This is a genomic window from Dechloromonas aromatica RCB (genome assembly GCF_000012425.1).
In genome coordinates this window covers 331,362-347,694 of the sequence record NC_007298.1, presented here as the reverse complement: position 1 = coordinate 347,694, position 16,333 = coordinate 331,362, and the positions used below count along the sequence as shown (strand labels likewise).

Sequence of the window (16,333 nt, the reverse complement as noted above, 5' to 3'; positions counted from 1 at the left end):
AGCTAATCGGTGGTGCCCATGGGCAGGATCGAACTGCCGACCTCTCCCTTACCAAGGGAGTGCTCTACCACTGAGCCACATGGGCCTACCTTAAAACTCCAGCCGTACTGCATCTTGGAGCGGGTGAAGGGAATCGAACCCTCGTCTTAAGCTTGGAAGGCTTCAGCTCTACCATTGAGCTACACCCGCTTATTACGCCCGCATCACAGGCTGCTACAGCATTCAATCTGGTGGAGGGGGAAGGATTCGAACCTTCGAAGGCAGAGCCGACAGATTTACAGTCTGTTCCCGTTGACCGCTTGGGTACCCCTCCGGAAGAACCCGAGATTATCCGGACGAGACCAGGACCTGTCAACACCTAAAAACAGAAAAGCCGGCATATAGCCGGCTTTTGCGCTTTCGAAGCTTGAATTACTTCTGGGAGAGTACCCAGGCAACCAGCTTCTTGGCTTCGTCTTCGGTGACGTTGTTGGGAGGCATCGGAATCTGACCCCAGGTACCCTTGCCACCGGCCTTGACCTTGGCAGCCAGCATGGCCGGAGCCTTGGCATCGCCCTTGTACTTGGCGGCAACATCCTTGTAAGCCGGACCAACCAGCTTCTTGTCGATAGCGTGGCAGGACATGCAGTTCTTGGCCTTGGCCAGCGCCTCATCGGCCTGGGCCTGACCAGCCATCACAACACCAGCAGCAATCATGGCAACGTAAACAGCTTTCATTCTCTTGCTCCGTTCTTCGAGTTGGAAGGTAAATCAGCTGGGGATGATAAAACCCTTTTCTGTCCCTTGCAAACAAGGAGAACGGCAAGTCTGGTCTTTCGCATCCGCATGCTATTAACGCACGAAAGAAGCGCTACGTTGACAGCAAACGCTAAGGCTTCGACGAGATGGCCAACAACGCACCGGCCGACACGAAAAGGCCGCCGAACGCACGATTCTGCAGGCGAATGGCTTCAGGATCATGCAACCAGCGCCCCAGGCGAGTGCCCGCCAACGCATAACCGGACATCACCGTCATGTCCGTAAGACAGAGCGTAGCGGCGATCAGGAGGTATTGCGGAATTTGCGGCAAGGCTGGACTGACGAACTGCGGGACCAGGGCGCCAACGAAGATGATCGCTTTCGGATTGGTCAGATTAACCAGCACACCTTGCAGAAAGAGCCCCTTGCGGCGAACCAGAGGGACATTGGCATCCACCGGAACGGCAGGTGCTCGCCACTTCTGAATACCGAGCCAAACCAGATAGGCAGCACCGAGAAATTTGACCAGCGTAAACGCCGCTTCCGAAGCGGCCAGCAAGGCACCGAGGCCGAGGGCAACGATCAGCAGATGCAGAAGGATGGCTGCCTGAAGTCCGAGGATCGCAGTCAGTGCCGACCAGTAGCCATGCCGCATACCGGTGCTCATGCTGATGACGGCACCCGGCCCGGGGGTGACGGCGATCAATATCGATGCCGCCAGAAACCCGAGCCAGACAGTCAGTGTCACTTGCGGCGCTGGATCTGTTTGACGTCGCGCACGGCACCCTTGTCGGCCGACGTCGCCATCAGGGCGTAGGCTTGCAAGGCAGGCGAAATGACCCGTTCGCGACTAACCGGCTGCCAGGCGGCTTCGCCCTTGGCTTCCATCGCGGCGCGACGCTGGGCCAGCTCGCCATCGGTGACCGCCAGATGGATGCGACGATTCGGGATGTCGATTTCGATGGTATCGCCCTCCTCCACCAGACCGATGGCGCCGCCATCGGCCGCCTCGGGCGAGGCATGACCAATGGAGAGACCGGAAGTGCCCCCGGAGAAACGACCATCGGTGAGCAGCGCACATTCCTTGCCGAGACCCATCGATTTCAGATAAGACGTCGGGTAGAGCATTTCCTGCATGCCGGGGCCGCCCTTCGGGCCTTCGTAGCGGATAACGACAACGTCGCCGGCGACGATTTTCTCGCCCAGGATGGCTTCGACCGCAGCATCCTGGCTTTCAAAAACGCGGGCCTTGCCGGTGAATTTCCAGATCGACTCGTCGACACCGGCTGTCTTGACGATACAACCATCCAGCGCGATGTTGCCGTAGAGCACAGCCAGACCACCTTCCTGCGAATAGGCGTTGGCCTTGTTGCGGATACAGCCGTGGGTACGATCAATATCCAGTTCGTTGAAGCGGCGATCCTGCGAGAAAGCGACTTGCGTTGGCACGCCACCGGGCGCTGCCTTGAAGAATTCGTGCACCTTGACGTCGTGCTGGCGCACCACATCCCAACGGTCGATTGCTTCACCGAGGTTTTTTGCATAGACGTTCGGGACGTCACGATTGATCAGACCAGCCCGGTCGAGTTCGCCGAGGATGCCCATGATGCCACCAGCGCGATGGACGTCTTCAATGTGATACTTGTCAGTCATCGGCGCGACCTTGCACAGGCACGGCACCGAGCGCGAAATGCGGTCGATGTCGGCCATCGTGAAGTCAACACCGGCCTCCTGCGCCGTAGCCAGGATATGCAGCACGGTGTTGGTCGAGCCACCCATGGCGACATCGAGGGTCATGGCATTTTCGAAGGCGGCCTTGGTGGCGATCGCACGCGGCAGGACCGAGGCATCATCCTGCTCGTAGTAGCGCTTGCACAGCTCGACGATCTGGCGACCGGCACGCAGGAAGAGTTGCTTGCGGTCGGCGTGCGTGGCGACGACGGTACCGTTGCCGGGCAGGCTGAGGCCAAAGGCTTCGGTCAGGCAGTTCATCGAATTGGCGGTAAACATGCCGGAGCAGGAGCCACAGGTCGGGCAGGCCGAACGCTCGACATCATCCAGTTCAGCTTGGGAAACCGAGTGATCTGCAGCCTTGACCATGGCATCAATGAGGTCGAGATGGATAACTTGCCCCTGAATCTTGACCTTGCCGGCTTCCATCGGGCCACCGGACACGAAGATGACCGGGATGTTGAGGCGCATGGCGGCCATCAGCATGCCCGGGGTGATCTTGTCGCAGTTGGAGATGCAGACCATGGCGTCGGCACAGTGGGCGTTGACCATGTATTCGACCGAGTCGGCGATCAGGTCGCGGCTGGGCAGCGAATACAGCATACCGCTGTGGCCCATGGCGATGCCGTCGTCGATGGCGATGGTGTTGAATTCCTTGGCGACGCCGCCAGCGGCTTCGATTTCGCGCGCCACCAGCTGCCCCATGTCCTTCAGATGGACGTGGCCCGGCACGAACTGGGTGAAGCTATTGACCACGGCGATGATCGGCTTGCCGAAGTCACCATCCTTCATGCCGGTGGCGCGCCACAAGGAGCGGGCACCAGCCATGTTGCGGCCGTGGGTCGAGGTGTGGGAGCGGTATTGGGGCATGAAAATCTCCGTCTGAATCTGGCGCCGACGTTTTGTCATGGCGCGCGAACTATAATCGGCTAATTCTAGCCCACTCTGCGCCTTCGATGCTTCTTCACCCACAGTTCGACCCCGTCGCTTTCTCTGTCGGCCCGCTCTCCGTGCGCTGGTACGGTTTGATGTATCTGGTGGCCTTCGTTCAGTTTATTTTTCTTGGCCGCTACCGGATCAAAACCCGGCCAGGCTTCCTGAGCGTAGAACAGTTGGACGACCTGCTGTTCTACGGCATGCTCGGCGTGATTCTTGGCGGTCGGCTGGGACAGGTCCTGTTTTACGAACCAGCCTATTTCCTGGCCAATCCGCTGGAAATATTCGCGGTGTGGAAAGGCGGCATGAGTTTTCATGGCGGCTTCCTCGGCGTTCTGGTCGCCATGGGCCTCTGGACGCGCAAACACCACCTGAACTGGTTCGAGGTGATGGATTTCGTGGCGCCGCTGGTGCCGCTAGGCCTGGCCGCCGGACGCGTTGGCAATTTCATCAACGGCGAGCTGTGGGGCCGCGTGGCCGATGCCAGCCTGCCGTGGGCAATGATCTTCCCGCAGTCGGGCGACATGCAGCCGCGCCACCCATCGCAGCTCTACCACGTTGGACTGGAAGGCCTCGCGCTGTTCGTGATCCTCTGGTGGTTCACCGCCAAGCCGCGCCCGCGCGCTGCTGCCTCGGGTGCCTTCCTGATCGGTTACGGCGCCTTCCGTTTCATTACCGAGTATTTTCGCGAGCCGGATCACGGTATTTTCGGGCAGTCCTACACAATCAGCATGGGACAGTGGCTGTCGTTGCCGATGATCCTGATCGGGGTGGCCATGGTGGTCTTTGCCTACCGGAAGAAATCCCTATAATTATGGATTACGTTATTCAATCCAACACAGGAATCCAGTCATGACTCGTCCCTTCAAGGTTCTCGGCATCCAGCAAATCGCCATCGGCGGTCCGTCCAAGGAAAAACTGCGCACCCTGTGGGTCGAGAAATTCGGTCTGGAAATCACCAGCACCTTCGTTTCCGAGCGCGAAAATGTCGATGAAGACATCTGCGCCATGGGCACCGGCCCGTTCAAGGTCGAAGTCGACCTGATGCAGCCACTCGATCCGGAAAAGAAGCCGGCCGTGCATACCACGCCGCTCAACCACGTCGGTCTGTGGATCGACGACCTGCCGAAGGCTGTCGAATGGCTGTCGGCCAACGGTGTTCGTTTTGCTCCGGGCGGCATTCGCAAGGGCGCGGCTGGTTTCGACATCACCTTCCTGCACCCGAAGGGCAATGACGAATTCCCGATCGGCGGCGAAGGCGTGTTGATCGAACTGGTGCAGGCGCCGCCGGAAGTCGTTGCGGCCTTCGCCAAGCTGGCGGCTCAATAAGCCTTTCATGGCTGACATCCCCGAGGAAGATCTCGAGGAAACCCGGGCGGCGCTCGCTCCAACGCTGGCAGCGACTGCCGCCATCCTGCCCTGGGTCAGCAAACCCCGGCAATTACGCTTCGATGCAAAGCTCAATGAGCGCTGGGTCGCTGCCGGAAAGCGTCTGGCTGCCGCGTGGTCAGACCGTCACGGCGCGGGGGCTGAAGACATCCGGCCCGCCATCTTCAGTCTCTACGCCATCGCCATTGAAGCTGCCGATGGCGACTCTCTCCGACTGGGCGAAGCCCTGGCCAGTGCGGCCGACCGCCTGGAGAATGCGAGCCCGTCGCCGCGCCTGATCGCTGCCATCACCGGGGCCATCGAATGCCTTGGCGAAGCGGACGGTCTGGAGCATGAGGCCTTTGCCGACCGCGCCCAGCATTTCTCAATGCGCCTCGAAGCGGCAGCCTCAGCGCCCGACAACGCCGAACGCTCGGCCGTTCTCGACCGTCTTTTTGTCGACGAGGCTTGCGAGCAGATCGAGTTGATGCGCGATGCACTGGCCGCCCTGCCGCCTGATGCCTATGCGCTGACGACCGAAGCGATGAAACTGGCGCAGCAGGCCGAATTGCTGGAACTCTGGGGCATCATGCATCTTGCCCGGCATTTGACCGACTATATTGGCCGCAACGCGGCCGAGCTGGACTCAGATGAGCACCGGGAGGAAATTGAGCGGCTGGTGCACGCGCTAGCCACGGCAATCGCTGCCGTCGCGGCCTAGACCGGCCGAAAAACACTCAAGGCGAGCCGTCGGCCATCACTCAGATCGGCAACCTCGGCGGTTATCTCGACCGGAAGCTTGCGGCCGTCGCTGTGCTGCACCTGGCTGGCCAAAGTCAGAGACTGGCAGCCATCGAACATCTGGCGAAACTCACCGAGCATGCTTTTCTGAAACTCGGCCGGATGCAGGCTTCCCTGGTGACGACCAAGCAATTCATTGCGCGTCCGCCCGACCAGGGCTTCGGCCTGACGATTGACATCCAGAATCTCGCCACTATCGCGATCCGCCAGGAAAAGCGCATCCCTTGATGCATCAAACACGGCGCGCAGGCGCTCGCTGGCTTCCTTGGCGGCCCGCCGCGCTTCTTCCGCTTCGTATTCGACCAAGGCGAGAGTCACGAGATTGGCGACGGCCTGAGCAAAAAGCTGATGCGCCGCGGTCCAGGGCTGACGGGAAGCAACCTGTTCGAGACAGAGCACTCCTTGCAATTCACCGCGAATGTGGATCGGCGTATCGAGCATTGCCGTAACCTTGTGGCGCGGCAAATAATCGCTGGCAAATTCGGCCGTCAACGGGTGCAGATAGGCGTCATCGGCCGTAATGGCCGTACCGGCCTGAAGGGCGCGGAAATAGACGGGATACCCTCCGGCATCAATGCTCGCGCCCTTGCTGTGCTGCCCGGAGGCTTGTTCATAGAGATCGAGGCATGTCAGTTCGCTCTGACTATTGGTCAAAGCCCAGATGCTGACGCGCTCAACCCCGGACATTTGTGCAGCCGATTCGGTCAGGATGCTGAGCATCATGCTCAGGGAGGCCTCCCTGAAATAGACCCCGCGCGACAGGCTGGCGATGCCTTCCTGTAACGCAGCTGGTGACATCAGGGTTGCCCCACTCGCGGGTTGATGCAGTTTTCCCATTTGACTTCGAACCACCTCTGCCCTTTCGAGCATTAACATAGTTCGAATTTTACAAAATCATCAAAAACGCAATGTGAAATCCTCCACACATGACTAAAGTAATAGGCGATTTTTCCAGTTAATCCGGCCCGGGGGTCGTTTTAAAAACGAAGGCCACCTTTTCGATGTCGGTGATCCAGACCAGACCATCTCCGTAATGCCCGGTCTGCGCCACTTCGGTAATGCGTAGGAAGATGGTCTCGGCGACTTCGTCGGGCGCGACGATTTCGATGCGTACCTTGGACGTGTAATCGGTCAGTTCATCCTTGATTTTGGTCCGCGCCGGCACATGGCGCGACGGGGCGCTGCACCCCTCAACCTTGGAGACCGTCATCCCTGGAAAGTCCGGCAAGGCGACCAGCGCATCGCGCAAAAGCGGCAGTTTGTTGGGGCGAATGATCGCCTTGATTTCTTTCATGCTTCGACCTCATCTTCGTCAAACCAGCGGTAAATCGTGGGTAAAACCAGCAGCGTCAGCAAGGTGCAGGTAATCAGCCCACCAATGACCACGATGGCCAGCGGTCGCTGCACCTCAGACCCCGGCCCGCTGGAAAACAGGAAGGGAATCAGGCCGAGCATGGCGACTGTCGCCGTCATCATGACTGGCCTGAAACGCAGCGTTGCGCCTTCGATCACGGCCTGACGCACACTCCGCCCCTGATCGCGCAGACCACGAATGTAGGAGACCAGCACCACGCCGTTGAGCACGGCGATCCCCCACAGCGCGATGAAGCCGACCGAGGCGGGTACCGACAGATATTCCCCGGTCACGAACAAGCCGACAATACCGCCGATGGAAGCAAAGGGCAGCACGGTGATGATCAGCGTAGCGAAACGCAGCGAATTAAAAAGCAGGAAGAGCAGGAAGAAGATCGCTGCGATGGTGATCGGGATAATGATCTTCAGATGGCCAAGCGCCCGCTCCATGTTCTGGAACTGCCCCCCCCACTCCAGGTAGTAGCCTTCCGGCAGCGTGATCTGGCTTTCAACCTTCTGCTGCAACTCGGCGACGAAGCTGCCCAAGTCGCGATCCTTGACGTTGACCCCGATCACGATGCGGCGCTTGCCAAGTTCGCGCGAAATCTGTGCTGGGCCATCCATGACGCTGATTTTGGCCACGTCGGCCAACCGGGCCTGCGCCCCGTTGCGCGAAGTGAGCAGGATGTTCGAGATCGCCTCGACGTTATTGCGGAAACGTTCCGGCAAGCGCACCACGCCAGGGAAGCGCCGTTCGCCTTCGAAAATCTCGGTCGCCACCTTGCCGCCAACGGCCGTTTCCAGCACGTCATTGACGTCAGAGACATTCAGGCCAAGGCGGGCAATCGCCTGACGGTCGATTTCGATCGACAGGTATTGCTGGCCGCTGATCCGCTCGATGCGCAGATCCTGTGCCCCCTGCAAGGATTGGGCGACCTTGCCGATCTGGCCGGCGACCCTCTTCAGTTGATCGAGATCATCGCCGAAGACCTTGACCGCGATATCGGAACGCACGCCGGTGACCATTTCATCAACCCGGTCAGAAATCGGCTGGGCCATGACAATCTGCACGCCCGGCAAGGCTTTCAGCTTTTCCCGCATGGCATCCTGAATATCGTCCTGCGTCCAGCCGGATGGCCACTCGCTGCGCGGCTTCAGACTGACGATGGGCGTCGACTCGTTTGGCCCCTGTGGGTCGGCCGGCGATTCGCCGCGCCCGACGCCGGATACGGCCGACTTGACGCCGGGCACCTGCATGACCAGGCGCATGGCCTCCATTTCCATCTTGATCGACTCGTCGAGCGAGATGTTGGGCACGCGGTTAATACCGGGCACCACGGAGCCCTCTTTCATTTCCGGAATGAAGGCCGTGCCGAGGAAAGGCAGCAGGCTGACGGTGACGACAAAGGCAATGATCGCCAGGGTCACCGTCTTTTTTTCGTTGCCGAGCGCCCAGTGCAACATTTTCAGATAGCGCTGCTTCATGACCGCGATCAGTCGGGTGTCGTGGTCACCGTCATGGGCCGGCGGCTTGAGCAGATAAGTCGACATCACCGGCGTCAGCGACAGCGACAGGATCAGCGAAATCGCCAGCGCAATGGCAATGGTGTAGGCGAGCGGTGCAAACATCTTGCCTTCCATGCCCTGTAGCGTCATCAAGGGCAGAAAGACCAGGATGATGATACCCACCCCGAAGATGACCGGCGTCGCCACCTCGACCACGGCGCGCAGGATCACCCGGGTCGAACTTTCACCGGACTTGAGCATCCGCCCCAGTTGCAGGTAGGCGTTTTCGACGACGACCACCGAGCCGTCGACCATCAGGCCGATGGCGATGGCCAGGCCGCCCAGCGACATCAGGTTGGCCGAAATGCCCAGCTTGTTCATCGCAATGAAGGTCAGCAACGGCGTCAGCACCAGCGTGCCGACGACGATCAGCGAGGAACGGACATCGCCAAGGAACAGGAAGAGCACGACAACAACCAGCGCCACGCCTTCGAGCAGCACCTTGGTGACCGTCCACAGCGCCGCATCGACCAGCTCGGAGCGGTCGTAATAAGGCTCTATCTTCAAGCCATCGGGCAACATGCCCTTACGGTTGATCTCCTCGACCCGCGCCTTGATGCGGCCGACCACTTCCTTGGCGTTGCCGCCGGCGATCATCATGACCACGCCGCCGACCGCCTCGGTCACGCCATTCTTGATCACGGCGCCCTGGCGGACGTCATGGCCGATCTGCACGTCAGCCACATCGCGCACATAAACCGGGACGCCATCCCTCTCACGAAGAACGATGGCCCGCAGGTCTTCGATATCGCGCACCAGACCAATGCCGCGGATCAGGTATTGCTCGGCATACTGCGGCAACACCCCACCACCGGCGTTGGCATTGTTGCGCCCGACCGCCTGATAGACATCGGCCACCGACAGCCCGAAGTGGCGCAATTTGTCCGGATTGACCAGCACGTGATACTGCTTGGCATAACCACCTTGCGAATTGATTTCCGCCACGCCCGGAATCGAACGCAGCAGCGGACGAACCACCCAGTCCTGGGCGATCCGGCGCTTCATCAATTCCTCTTCGCTCAGAGTCCGGTCACCATCATCTGCCCGCTCCAGCGTGTATTGATAGACCTCGCCCAAGCCAGTCGATACCGGCCCCAGCACCGGCGTGATGCCCTGCGGCAGGCGCGAGCCGACTTCCAGCAGGCGCTCCATGACCAGTTGACGAGCAAAATAGACATCGGTCTTGTCATTGAATACCAGGGTAATCAGCGACAGGCCTGGCTTATTCAGCGAGCGCATTTCTTCCAGCCCTGGCAGGCCAGTCATGGCGACCTCCAGCGGCACGGTGGCGAAGCGTTCGACCTCTTCCGGCGAACGGCCAGTGGCCTCGGTCGCAATCTGGACCTGGACATTGGTCACGTCTGGGAAGGCGTCGACCGACAGCTTGCGCGCCGCATCCAGCCCGAAGAAAAAGAGAACGGCCGCGATGACCGCGACGATCAGGCGCTGCTTAAGCGCACTACGGACGAGGGACTCGATCACGATCCCTCCATTTCCTTGCGATTACGCTCGTTGTTCAGGTGGAATGCTCCGTCAACCACCAGTTTTTCGCCGCCTTTGAGCCCGGATAACAGCACGCGGATACCGCCTTGCTCCGGCCCCAGCTTGACCTTGAGCAGACGGAAAATCCCATCGCCCTCGGCAACGAAAACATGATCCTCGTCGTTTTCACGCACGACGGCACTGGCCGGCACGACCAGGCGTTCAACCGGCTTGGCTTCGATCAGCATTGAGGCCAGCATGGCCGGCTTGAGGCGCCCCTCGCGGTTGTCCAGTTCAGTACGGACCAGTACCGTGCGCGTCTCCGGATCGATGGTCTGGCCGACAAAAATCAGTTTGCCGACCAGCTTCTCATTGCCCAGCGCCGGAACTTCAATGCTGACCGATTGCCCGCTCTTGACTTGGCTCACCTGCTGTTCCGGCACCTGAGCCACGGCCCACAGGCGCGACAAGTCGGCGACGACGAACAGCGCATCCGCCGGCTGCACCACCTGCCCTTGGGCCAGTTTGCGCTCGACCACGACCCCGTTCAACGTTGCCGTGACAGGCGTCACCGAATCAACCGCCCCCTGCTTGCCGAGACGATCGATTGCCGCGCGGCTGACCCCGAGCAATTGCAACTGGTCGGAGGCGGCGCGGGTTTCGGCCACGGAAATCTGGAATTCGCTTTCCCTTCGCTGCAACTCGGCAGCGCCGATCACGTCGGCGTCGAACAAGGCCTTGGCTCGCTCAGCGTTGCGGCGGTTCAGCTCCAGCTGAGCCCGTGCTTTCAGGTAAGCCAGTTGCTGGCTGGACAACTCGCTGCTGTTCAGACGGGCCAGGACTTCGCCTTTTTTGACGCTTTGCCCGAGCAGGGCATCAATGTCGGTGACGCGACCGGTCACCGTGGCGCCGATGCGCGCCAGACGCTGCTCGTCGAAATCGATCCGCCCCGCCACGCGCAGGGTTTCAGCCACCGCCTTCGTTTCCAGATCCGCCAGCTTGAGTTGAGCCAGCAACTCCGGGGAGGGGTGAACGATGCTCGGATCCTGCGCCTGCTTGGCAGCTGCCGGGTTGTTTTCCTTGTTGCAGCCGAGCAGCAATGCCGAGCTCAAGGCCAAAATCAGGGCTATTTTCATTGTCTTGTTTCTCCGGGAATCGCCCGCAATCTTTCAATTTCCACCCACGCCGCCGCCAATTCGTAGCGCGCTGCAATCAACTCGGCGCGAGCCGCACGGAATACCCGTTGCGCATCGAGCACTTCGAGGAAGCCGCGTTCGCCAAAGCGATAAGCCGCCTCGGAGACCTTCAGTGCAGCTTCGGCTTGCCTGACGATGCCGCCTTCCAGCGCCGTCACCTGCGACTGGGCGATTTCATACTGCTGGACAGCAACGTCCAGCTGCTGGGCCAGCGAAAACTCCTGCGCCGCGAATTCGTGGCGCGTCCGCGACAATTGCGCCGCCGCCTCGCCGATGGGGCCGCTACGCCGGTCCCACAAGGGTATCGAGACCACCACGCCGACTTTCGAAGCCCGCGTCTCAGGATCCTCATCCATGCTGGCTTTCAAGGCGATGCTCGGCCAGCGTTGCCGTTTTTCCAGATCAAGCTGATGCTGGGCGCGCACCATTTCGGCGCGGGCCCGCGCCAAATCCGGGCTCGTTTCACCCAGTTGTTTGCGCAGCCCATCCAGCGGCGGCAGCTCCGGTACATCACGTAATCGGCCCTGCAAACCGAACTCAGGCGGCAGCGCACCACCAACCGCCTGGCGCAGCAACGAACGCGCCTGTTCGACCCTGAATCCGGCGGCCTGAGCGCTCTTCTGCGCGTTGAGCGCTTCGGCATCGGCCTTGATCAACTCGAAACGCGGCGCTTCACCGGTTTCGACCCGAAGTGCGATACGTGAGCGCACACTCTCCATCAAGCTCATGTCTTCGCGGGCATTTTTCAACTCGGCATCGCGACGTAGAACTTCGAAATAGCGCAGGCGAAGACGGGCCAGCGAGTCCGCTTCGAAAGCGCGCACCGCCGCACTGGTCGCCGCCAATCCCGCCTCCGCCGCACCGATCCGGGCAGCTCGGCGCCACGGCATATCCAACGGCTGAGTCAGCGCGACGCTGCGTGCATCGCCAAGATTGCCCCCCACGCCGCGAGAACGCGCAGTGCCACCGAGGTATTCCAGTTCCGGATTGGGAAAGGCACCCGCACTTTCGACGGCATGGCGGGCAGCCGTGATCTGCTCCCGCGCCGCCAGTACGGAGCGGCTGGACTCCATGGCCAGCGCTTCCAGCTTCGGCAGATCGTATTCGGGCTGCGCGACGGCCAGCGTCGCACTCATGCCCAACAGGAGAATCAACAGGTTTGTGCGTTGCATCATGAACATTGAGTTAGCAAACCGCATGCCACGAACGGCAGCGATCAACGGCCTCCCAATGCGGCAATCCGTTCTTCCAGCGGCGGGTGGGTGGAAAACAGCGCCATGAAGCCCCCCTTGCCACCGGCAATACCTGAAGCGGCCATGTTTTGCGGCAAGGCTTCGGTATGCAGGTTGCCCAGACGACGCAAGGCGTTCTGCATCGGCACCGGCGAGCCCATCAAGCCAGCCGCCCCCGCATCGGCACGGAATTCACGCTGACGCGAGAACCAGGCCACAACGATGCTGGCCAGCAGGCCGAAGATGACTTCACAAATCATGCTGGTCACCATGTAACCAATCCCCGGGCCACTGTTTTCGCTGTCGCCACGACGCAGGAAGCCATCGACCACGTAGCCGACGATGCGCGACAGGAAGACGACGAAGGTGTTCACCACGCCCTGGATCAGCGTCAGCGTGACCATGTCGCCGTTGGCGATGTGGGCCACCTCATGGGCCAGCACGGCTTCGGCTTCATCGCGGGTCATGCTCTGCAGCAGGCCGGTCGAGACGGCAACCAGCGACTTGTTCTTGGTCGCGCCGGTCGCGAAGGCATTCGGCTCGCCATCGTAGATAGCCACTTCCGGCATCGGCAGGTTGGCGCGCTTGGCCAGCTTGGCCACCGTATCGACCAGCCACATCTCCGTCGATGAACTCGGTGACTCGATGACCCGAGCGCCAGTGCTCCACTTGGCCATGGTCTTGGACACCAGCAGCGAAATGAAGGCGCCACCGAAACCGATCACTGCGGCAAAGACAAACAACATGCCGACGTTCAGGCCATTGGCTGTCAGGAACTTGTTAACGCCCAACAGGCTGGTGGCCACACTGAGAACCAGCATGACCGCCAGGTTGGTGGCGAGAAACAGGATGATGCGTTTCATGTCGAACTCCTCAAAAGACAAACGGGCCAATGGTATGGCGTTGCACAAAATTAAAAAACAGGAGCAAAATTGACTATTACTTCGATTTTTCCTGACAAACCAATGACGCCACTTAACTACAAGCATCTTCATTACTTCTGGGTCGTCGCCCAGGAAGGCAGCATCACCCGAGCCGCCGAGCGACTCGATGTCGCCGTTCAGACCATCAGCGGCCAGCTTTCCCTGCTTGAACGCCATCTGGGCAAAGCGCTGTTCAACAGCCAGGGACGCGGCCTGGTACTGAGCGAGGCCGGCCGCGTCGCACTCGGTTACGCCGACCAGATATTCCAGCTCGGCGACGCGCTGGTCGACGCCGTGGAGCACAGCAACAGCGAGTCCACGCTTCGCCTGCGCGCCGGCATTTCCGACGGCATTCCCAAGCTGCTAGCCTATCGACTGCTGTCGACGGTGACCGACATGCCGGCCGATGTCCGCTTGATTTGCGATGAAGGCGAATTCGAAACCCTGTTGGCCGATCTCGCCCTGCACCGCCTCGATGTGGTGCTGACCGATCGCTCTGCCCCGGTCGGTGGCAATCTGAAGGTGTTCAGCACCCGGCTGGGCGAATTCGCCACCGGACTATTCGCCACACCGGCCCTCGTCGAGCGTTATCAGCCGGACTTCCCGAACAGCCTCGACGGTGCGCCGATGCTGTTGCCGACTCGCCACAACGCCCTGCGTGGCCGGATTGATCGCTGGCTGGAGAACACCAACATTCGTCCGAAGATCGTCGGCGAATTTGAAGACAGCGCGCTACTCAACACCTTCGGCCGCGGCGGCCTGGGGATATTCCCGGCCCCGCTCGGCCTGGCCGAACAGATTGCCTCGCAACTCGATGCCCAGCCACTGGGCGCCATGGCCGGCGTCAGCGAACAGATCTACGCGATCTCCAGCGAACGGCGCATCCGCCACCCGGCCGTCGAGGCGCTCTGCGCCGCAGCGCCGCAGGCCGGCGCGGAGCCGAGGGTATAATGTCCTCCCCCAACGCAAAACAAAGTACAAACCCCATGTCGCTGTTCCGCAAGACCGCTTTCATCCTCCTCAGTATTGTCACCGCTGGCCAGGCCATGGCCCAACAGCTTCCCGTCCCGCCTGCATTGGCCGCCAAATCCTGGCTGCTGCTGGAAGTCGGTTCGAACCAGGTTTTGACCGCCGAAAAATCTGACGAGCGCCTCGAACCGGCCTCGCTAACCAAACTGATGACGGCCTACCTGACTTTCGCCGCCATCCGCCAGAAAACCATCGGCCTGAGCCAGACCCTGCCCGTCTCCGAAAAGGCCTGGCGCACCGGCGGTTCGAAGATGTTCGTCCGGGTCGACACGCAAGTGCCGGTGGAAGACCTGATCAAGGGCATGATCGTCCAGTCCGGCAACGACGCCTGCGTCACGCTGGCCGAAGGCATCGCCGGCAGCGAAGAGAATTTCGCCCAGATGATGAACCGCGAAGCACAGCGCCTGGGCATGACCAACAGTCACTTCATCAACTCGACCGGCCTGCCCGATCCGCAGCACTACACCACCGCCCGCGACCTCTCCCTGCTCGCCTCCGCACTGATCCGCGACTTCCCCGAGGACTACAAGAAGTACTACTCGATGAAGGAATTCCGCTACAACAACATCACCCAGCCGAACCGCAACCGCCTGCTCTTCATCGATCCGACGGTTGATGGCGTCAAGACCGGCCACACCGAAGCCGCCGGCTATTGCCTGATTTCCTCGGCCCTGCGCGACAAGCGCCGCCTGCTGTCGGTGGTGCTCGGCACGACCTCGGACAGCGCCCGCGCGACCGAATCGCAAAAGCTCTTGAACTGGGGCTTTATCTCCTACGACTCCGTGGCACTTTTTGCCAAGGATCAGGCTGTCGCCACCCTGCGCGTCTGGAAGGGCGCCCAGAGCGAGGTCAAGGCCGGCTTCACCAGTGATCTCGGCATTGCGGTTCCGAAGGGCTATGCCGACAAGGTCAAGAGCGATTTCATCGCCGAGCCGCGCCTGATCGCCCCGGTCGAAGCGGGCCAGAAAATCGGCACGCTGAAGGTCAGTATCGACGGCAAGCCGTACAACGAATATCCGGTCGTCGCTCTTGAAAATATCGCACTCGGCAATATCTTCATTCGTATCATCGATACCATCCGACTCTGGTTCAACTAAACCCATGACACCCTACGTCGCCGATCCCGTCTACCTGAATGGCCGTTTCCTGCCGTTGGCGGAAGCGGGTATTTCCCCACTCGACCGGGGTTTTCTATACGGCGACGGCGTCTATGAAGTGATCCCGGTCTATTCCCGCCGGGCTTTCCGCATCGACGAACATGTCAAGCGTCTGCAAGCGACACTGGACGGCATCAAGCTGGCCAACCCGCTGACCGCCGACGGCTGGAAGGAAGTCATTGCCAAGCTGATCGAAACTGCCCCCTGGGACGACCAGTCGATCTATCTGCAAGTCACCCGCGGCGCCGACGACAAGCGTGACCACGCCTTCCCGCCGGCCTCGATACCATCGACAGCCTTTGCCTTCGCTTCGCCGCTGGTCACCACGCCCGCCGAGGTCCGCGCCAAGGGCGTCGCCGCGATCACCGTGCCCGATCTTCGCTGGTCGCGCTGCGACCTCAAGGTCATCTCGCTGCTCGCCAACGTGCTGGCCCGCCAGCAAGCCGTCGATCAAGGCTGTGCCGAGGCACTGTTGATTCGCGACGGTTTCATGAAAGAAGGCGCTGCCTCCAACATCTTCATCGTCAAGGACGGCGTGCTGGTCGCCCCGCCCAAGACGCACCTGATGCTGCCGGGCATTACCTACGACGTGATCCTCGAACTGGCGGCGACCCACCAGCAGGCTTTGGCAGTACGCGAAATCAGCGAAACTGAACTTCGTGGCGCCGACGAGGTCTGGATGACCTCATCGACCAAGGAAATCCTGGCAATCACGACGCTCGATGGCGAGCCAGTCGGCACCGGCAAACCCGGCCCGTTCGGCGAGCAGATGTGGCAGTGGTATCAGGATTTCAAGAACACCGTAATGCGTAAAGGCTGAG

Annotated in this window: 15 protein-coding genes and 3 tRNA genes; 6 read left to right on the top strand and 12 right to left on the bottom strand. The window is 60.7% G+C overall.

Annotation, left to right across the window (positions count from 1 at the left end; all coding sequences use genetic code 11):
• Nucleotides 1-10 precede the first annotated feature (10 nt).
• The 6 genes from DARO_RS01620 to ilvD all read right to left on the bottom strand — a co-directional run bounded on the left by DARO_RS01620 (nt 11) and on the right by ilvD (nt 3,339).
• Nucleotides 11-85 (bottom strand) — tRNA-Thr (locus DARO_RS01620).
• A gap of 30 nt (nt 86-115) precedes the next feature.
• A tRNA-Gly gene (locus DARO_RS01615) sits at nt 116-189 on the bottom strand.
• Between the two features lie 39 nt (nt 190-228).
• Nucleotides 229-313: transfer RNA gene (locus tag DARO_RS01610), tRNA-Tyr, on the bottom strand.
• Nucleotides 314-411: 98 nt separating this feature from the next.
• Complete coding sequence (locus DARO_RS01605) at nt 412-717, bottom strand: c-type cytochrome (RefSeq protein WP_011286073.1); 306 nt, start codon at nt 715-717, stop codon at nt 412-414.
• 151 nt (nt 718-868) lie between these two features.
• Nucleotides 869-1,486, bottom strand: coding sequence for a homoserine/homoserine lactone efflux protein (rhtB, locus tag DARO_RS01600; RefSeq protein WP_011286072.1), 618 nt, complete (start codon nt 1,484-1,486; stop codon nt 869-871).
• Complete coding sequence (gene ilvD, locus DARO_RS01595; protein WP_011286071.1) at nt 1,483-3,339, bottom strand: dihydroxy-acid dehydratase; 1,857 nt, start codon at nt 3,337-3,339, stop codon at nt 1,483-1,485. The genes rhtB and ilvD overlap by 4 nt, the downstream gene beginning before the upstream one ends.
• 86 nt (nt 3,340-3,425) lie before the next feature.
• Here ilvD and lgt point away from each other — a divergent pair, with 86 nt between their 5' ends.
• The 3 genes from lgt to DARO_RS01580 are packed head-to-tail and all read left to right on the top strand — an operon-like array spanning nt 3,426 to nt 5,494.
• On the top strand, nt 3,426-4,217 hold the full coding sequence (gene lgt, locus DARO_RS01590) for a prolipoprotein diacylglyceryl transferase (RefSeq protein WP_011286070.1): 792 nt from the start codon (nt 3,426-3,428) through the stop codon (nt 4,215-4,217).
• 40 nt (nt 4,218-4,257) lie between these two features.
• On the top strand, nt 4,258-4,734 hold the full coding sequence (locus DARO_RS01585) for a VOC family protein (RefSeq protein WP_011286069.1): 477 nt from the start codon (nt 4,258-4,260) through the stop codon (nt 4,732-4,734).
• 7 nt (nt 4,735-4,741) lie between these two features.
• The gene (locus tag DARO_RS01580; protein ID WP_011286068.1) at nt 4,742-5,494 is read left to right on the top strand and encodes a hypothetical protein; all 753 of its coding nucleotides are present in this window, start codon (nt 4,742-4,744) and stop codon (nt 5,492-5,494) included.
• Here the strand turns inward: DARO_RS01580 and DARO_RS01575 are convergent.
• The 6 genes from DARO_RS01575 to htpX all read right to left on the bottom strand — a co-directional run bounded on the left by DARO_RS01575 (nt 5,491) and on the right by htpX (nt 13,266).
• The gene (locus tag DARO_RS01575) at nt 5,491-6,372 is read right to left on the bottom strand and encodes a GAF domain-containing protein (protein ID WP_041224160.1); all 882 of its coding nucleotides are present in this window, start codon (nt 6,370-6,372) and stop codon (nt 5,491-5,493) included. The two genes, DARO_RS01580 and DARO_RS01575, sit on opposite strands and share 4 nt — an antisense overlap.
• Nucleotides 6,373-6,529: 157 nt before the next feature.
• Nucleotides 6,530-6,868, bottom strand: a complete 339-nt coding sequence (locus DARO_RS01570) for a P-II family nitrogen regulator (protein WP_011286066.1) — start codon at nt 6,866-6,868, stop codon at nt 6,530-6,532.
• Complete coding sequence (locus tag DARO_RS01565) at nt 6,865-9,975, bottom strand: CusA/CzcA family heavy metal efflux RND transporter (RefSeq protein WP_011286065.1); 3,111 nt, start codon at nt 9,973-9,975, stop codon at nt 6,865-6,867. The genes DARO_RS01570 and DARO_RS01565 overlap by 4 nt, the downstream gene beginning before the upstream one ends.
• On the bottom strand, nt 9,972-11,111 hold the full coding sequence (locus DARO_RS01560) for an efflux RND transporter periplasmic adaptor subunit (protein ID WP_011286064.1): 1,140 nt from the start codon (nt 11,109-11,111) through the stop codon (nt 9,972-9,974). The genes DARO_RS01565 and DARO_RS01560 overlap by 4 nt, the downstream gene beginning before the upstream one ends.
• Nucleotides 11,108-12,346, bottom strand: coding sequence for a TolC family protein (locus tag DARO_RS01555; protein WP_041224639.1), 1,239 nt, complete (start codon nt 12,344-12,346; stop codon nt 11,108-11,110). Before DARO_RS01555 ends, DARO_RS01560 begins: the two co-directional genes overlap by 4 nt.
• A gap of 41 nt (nt 12,347-12,387) precedes the next feature.
• Nucleotides 12,388-13,266: a protease HtpX gene (gene htpX, locus DARO_RS01550; protein ID WP_011286062.1), complete on the bottom strand. Its 879-nt coding sequence runs from the start codon at nt 13,264-13,266 to the stop codon at nt 12,388-12,390.
• A 102-nt stretch (nt 13,267-13,368) separates the two neighbouring features.
• On the opposite strand from htpX, the gene DARO_RS01545 reads away from it, so the two are divergent.
• From DARO_RS01545 to DARO_RS01535, 3 genes are read left to right on the top strand one after another with little or no spacing between them, the layout of a single operon-like run.
• Nucleotides 13,369-14,277 (top strand): LysR family transcriptional regulator, encoded by a 909-nt coding sequence (locus DARO_RS01545; RefSeq protein WP_011286061.1) that lies wholly within the window; start codon nt 13,369-13,371, stop codon nt 14,275-14,277.
• A gap of 35 nt (nt 14,278-14,312) precedes the next feature.
• Complete coding sequence (locus DARO_RS01540; protein WP_041224159.1) at nt 14,313-15,452, top strand: D-alanyl-D-alanine carboxypeptidase family protein; 1,140 nt, start codon at nt 14,313-14,315, stop codon at nt 15,450-15,452.
• Between the two features lie 4 nt (nt 15,453-15,456).
• Nucleotides 15,457-16,332 (top strand): D-amino acid aminotransferase, encoded by an 876-nt coding sequence (locus tag DARO_RS01535; protein ID WP_011286059.1) that lies wholly within the window; start codon nt 15,457-15,459, stop codon nt 16,330-16,332.
• Nucleotide 16,333: the final 1 nt, after the last annotated feature.

Coding starts and splice junctions, on each gene's coding strand:
- DARO_RS01605 (WP_011286073.1), bottom strand. CDS start 717: ATGAAAGCTGTTTACGTTGCCATGATTGCTGCTGGTGTTGTGATGGCT.
- ilvD (WP_011286071.1), bottom strand. CDS start 3,339: ATGCCCCAATACCGCTCCCACACCTCGACCCACGGCCGCAACATGGCT.
- lgt (WP_011286070.1), top strand. CDS start 3,426: ATGCTTCTTCACCCACAGTTCGACCCCGTCGCTTTCTCTGTCGGCCCG.
- DARO_RS01585 (WP_011286069.1), top strand. CDS start 4,258: ATGACTCGTCCCTTCAAGGTTCTCGGCATCCAGCAAATCGCCATCGGC.
- DARO_RS01580 (WP_011286068.1), top strand. CDS start 4,742: ATGGCTGACATCCCCGAGGAAGATCTCGAGGAAACCCGGGCGGCGCTC.
- DARO_RS01575 (WP_041224160.1), bottom strand. CDS start 6,372: ATGTCACCAGCTGCGTTACAGGAAGGCATCGCCAGCCTGTCGCGCGGG.
- DARO_RS01570 (WP_011286066.1), bottom strand. CDS start 6,868: ATGAAAGAAATCAAGGCGATCATTCGCCCCAACAAACTGCCGCTTTTG.
- DARO_RS01560 (WP_011286064.1), bottom strand. CDS start 11,111: ATGAAAATAGCCCTGATTTTGGCCTTGAGCTCGGCATTGCTGCTCGGC.
- DARO_RS01555 (WP_041224639.1), bottom strand. CDS start 12,346: ATGATGCAACGCACAAACCTGTTGATTCTCCTGTTGGGCATGAGTGCG.
- htpX (WP_011286062.1), bottom strand. CDS start 13,266: ATGAAACGCATCATCCTGTTTCTCGCCACCAACCTGGCGGTCATGCTG.
- DARO_RS01545 (WP_011286061.1), top strand. CDS start 13,369: ATGACGCCACTTAACTACAAGCATCTTCATTACTTCTGGGTCGTCGCC.
- DARO_RS01540 (WP_041224159.1), top strand. CDS start 14,313: ATGTCGCTGTTCCGCAAGACCGCTTTCATCCTCCTCAGTATTGTCACC.
- DARO_RS01535 (WP_011286059.1), top strand. CDS start 15,457: ATGACACCCTACGTCGCCGATCCCGTCTACCTGAATGGCCGTTTCCTG.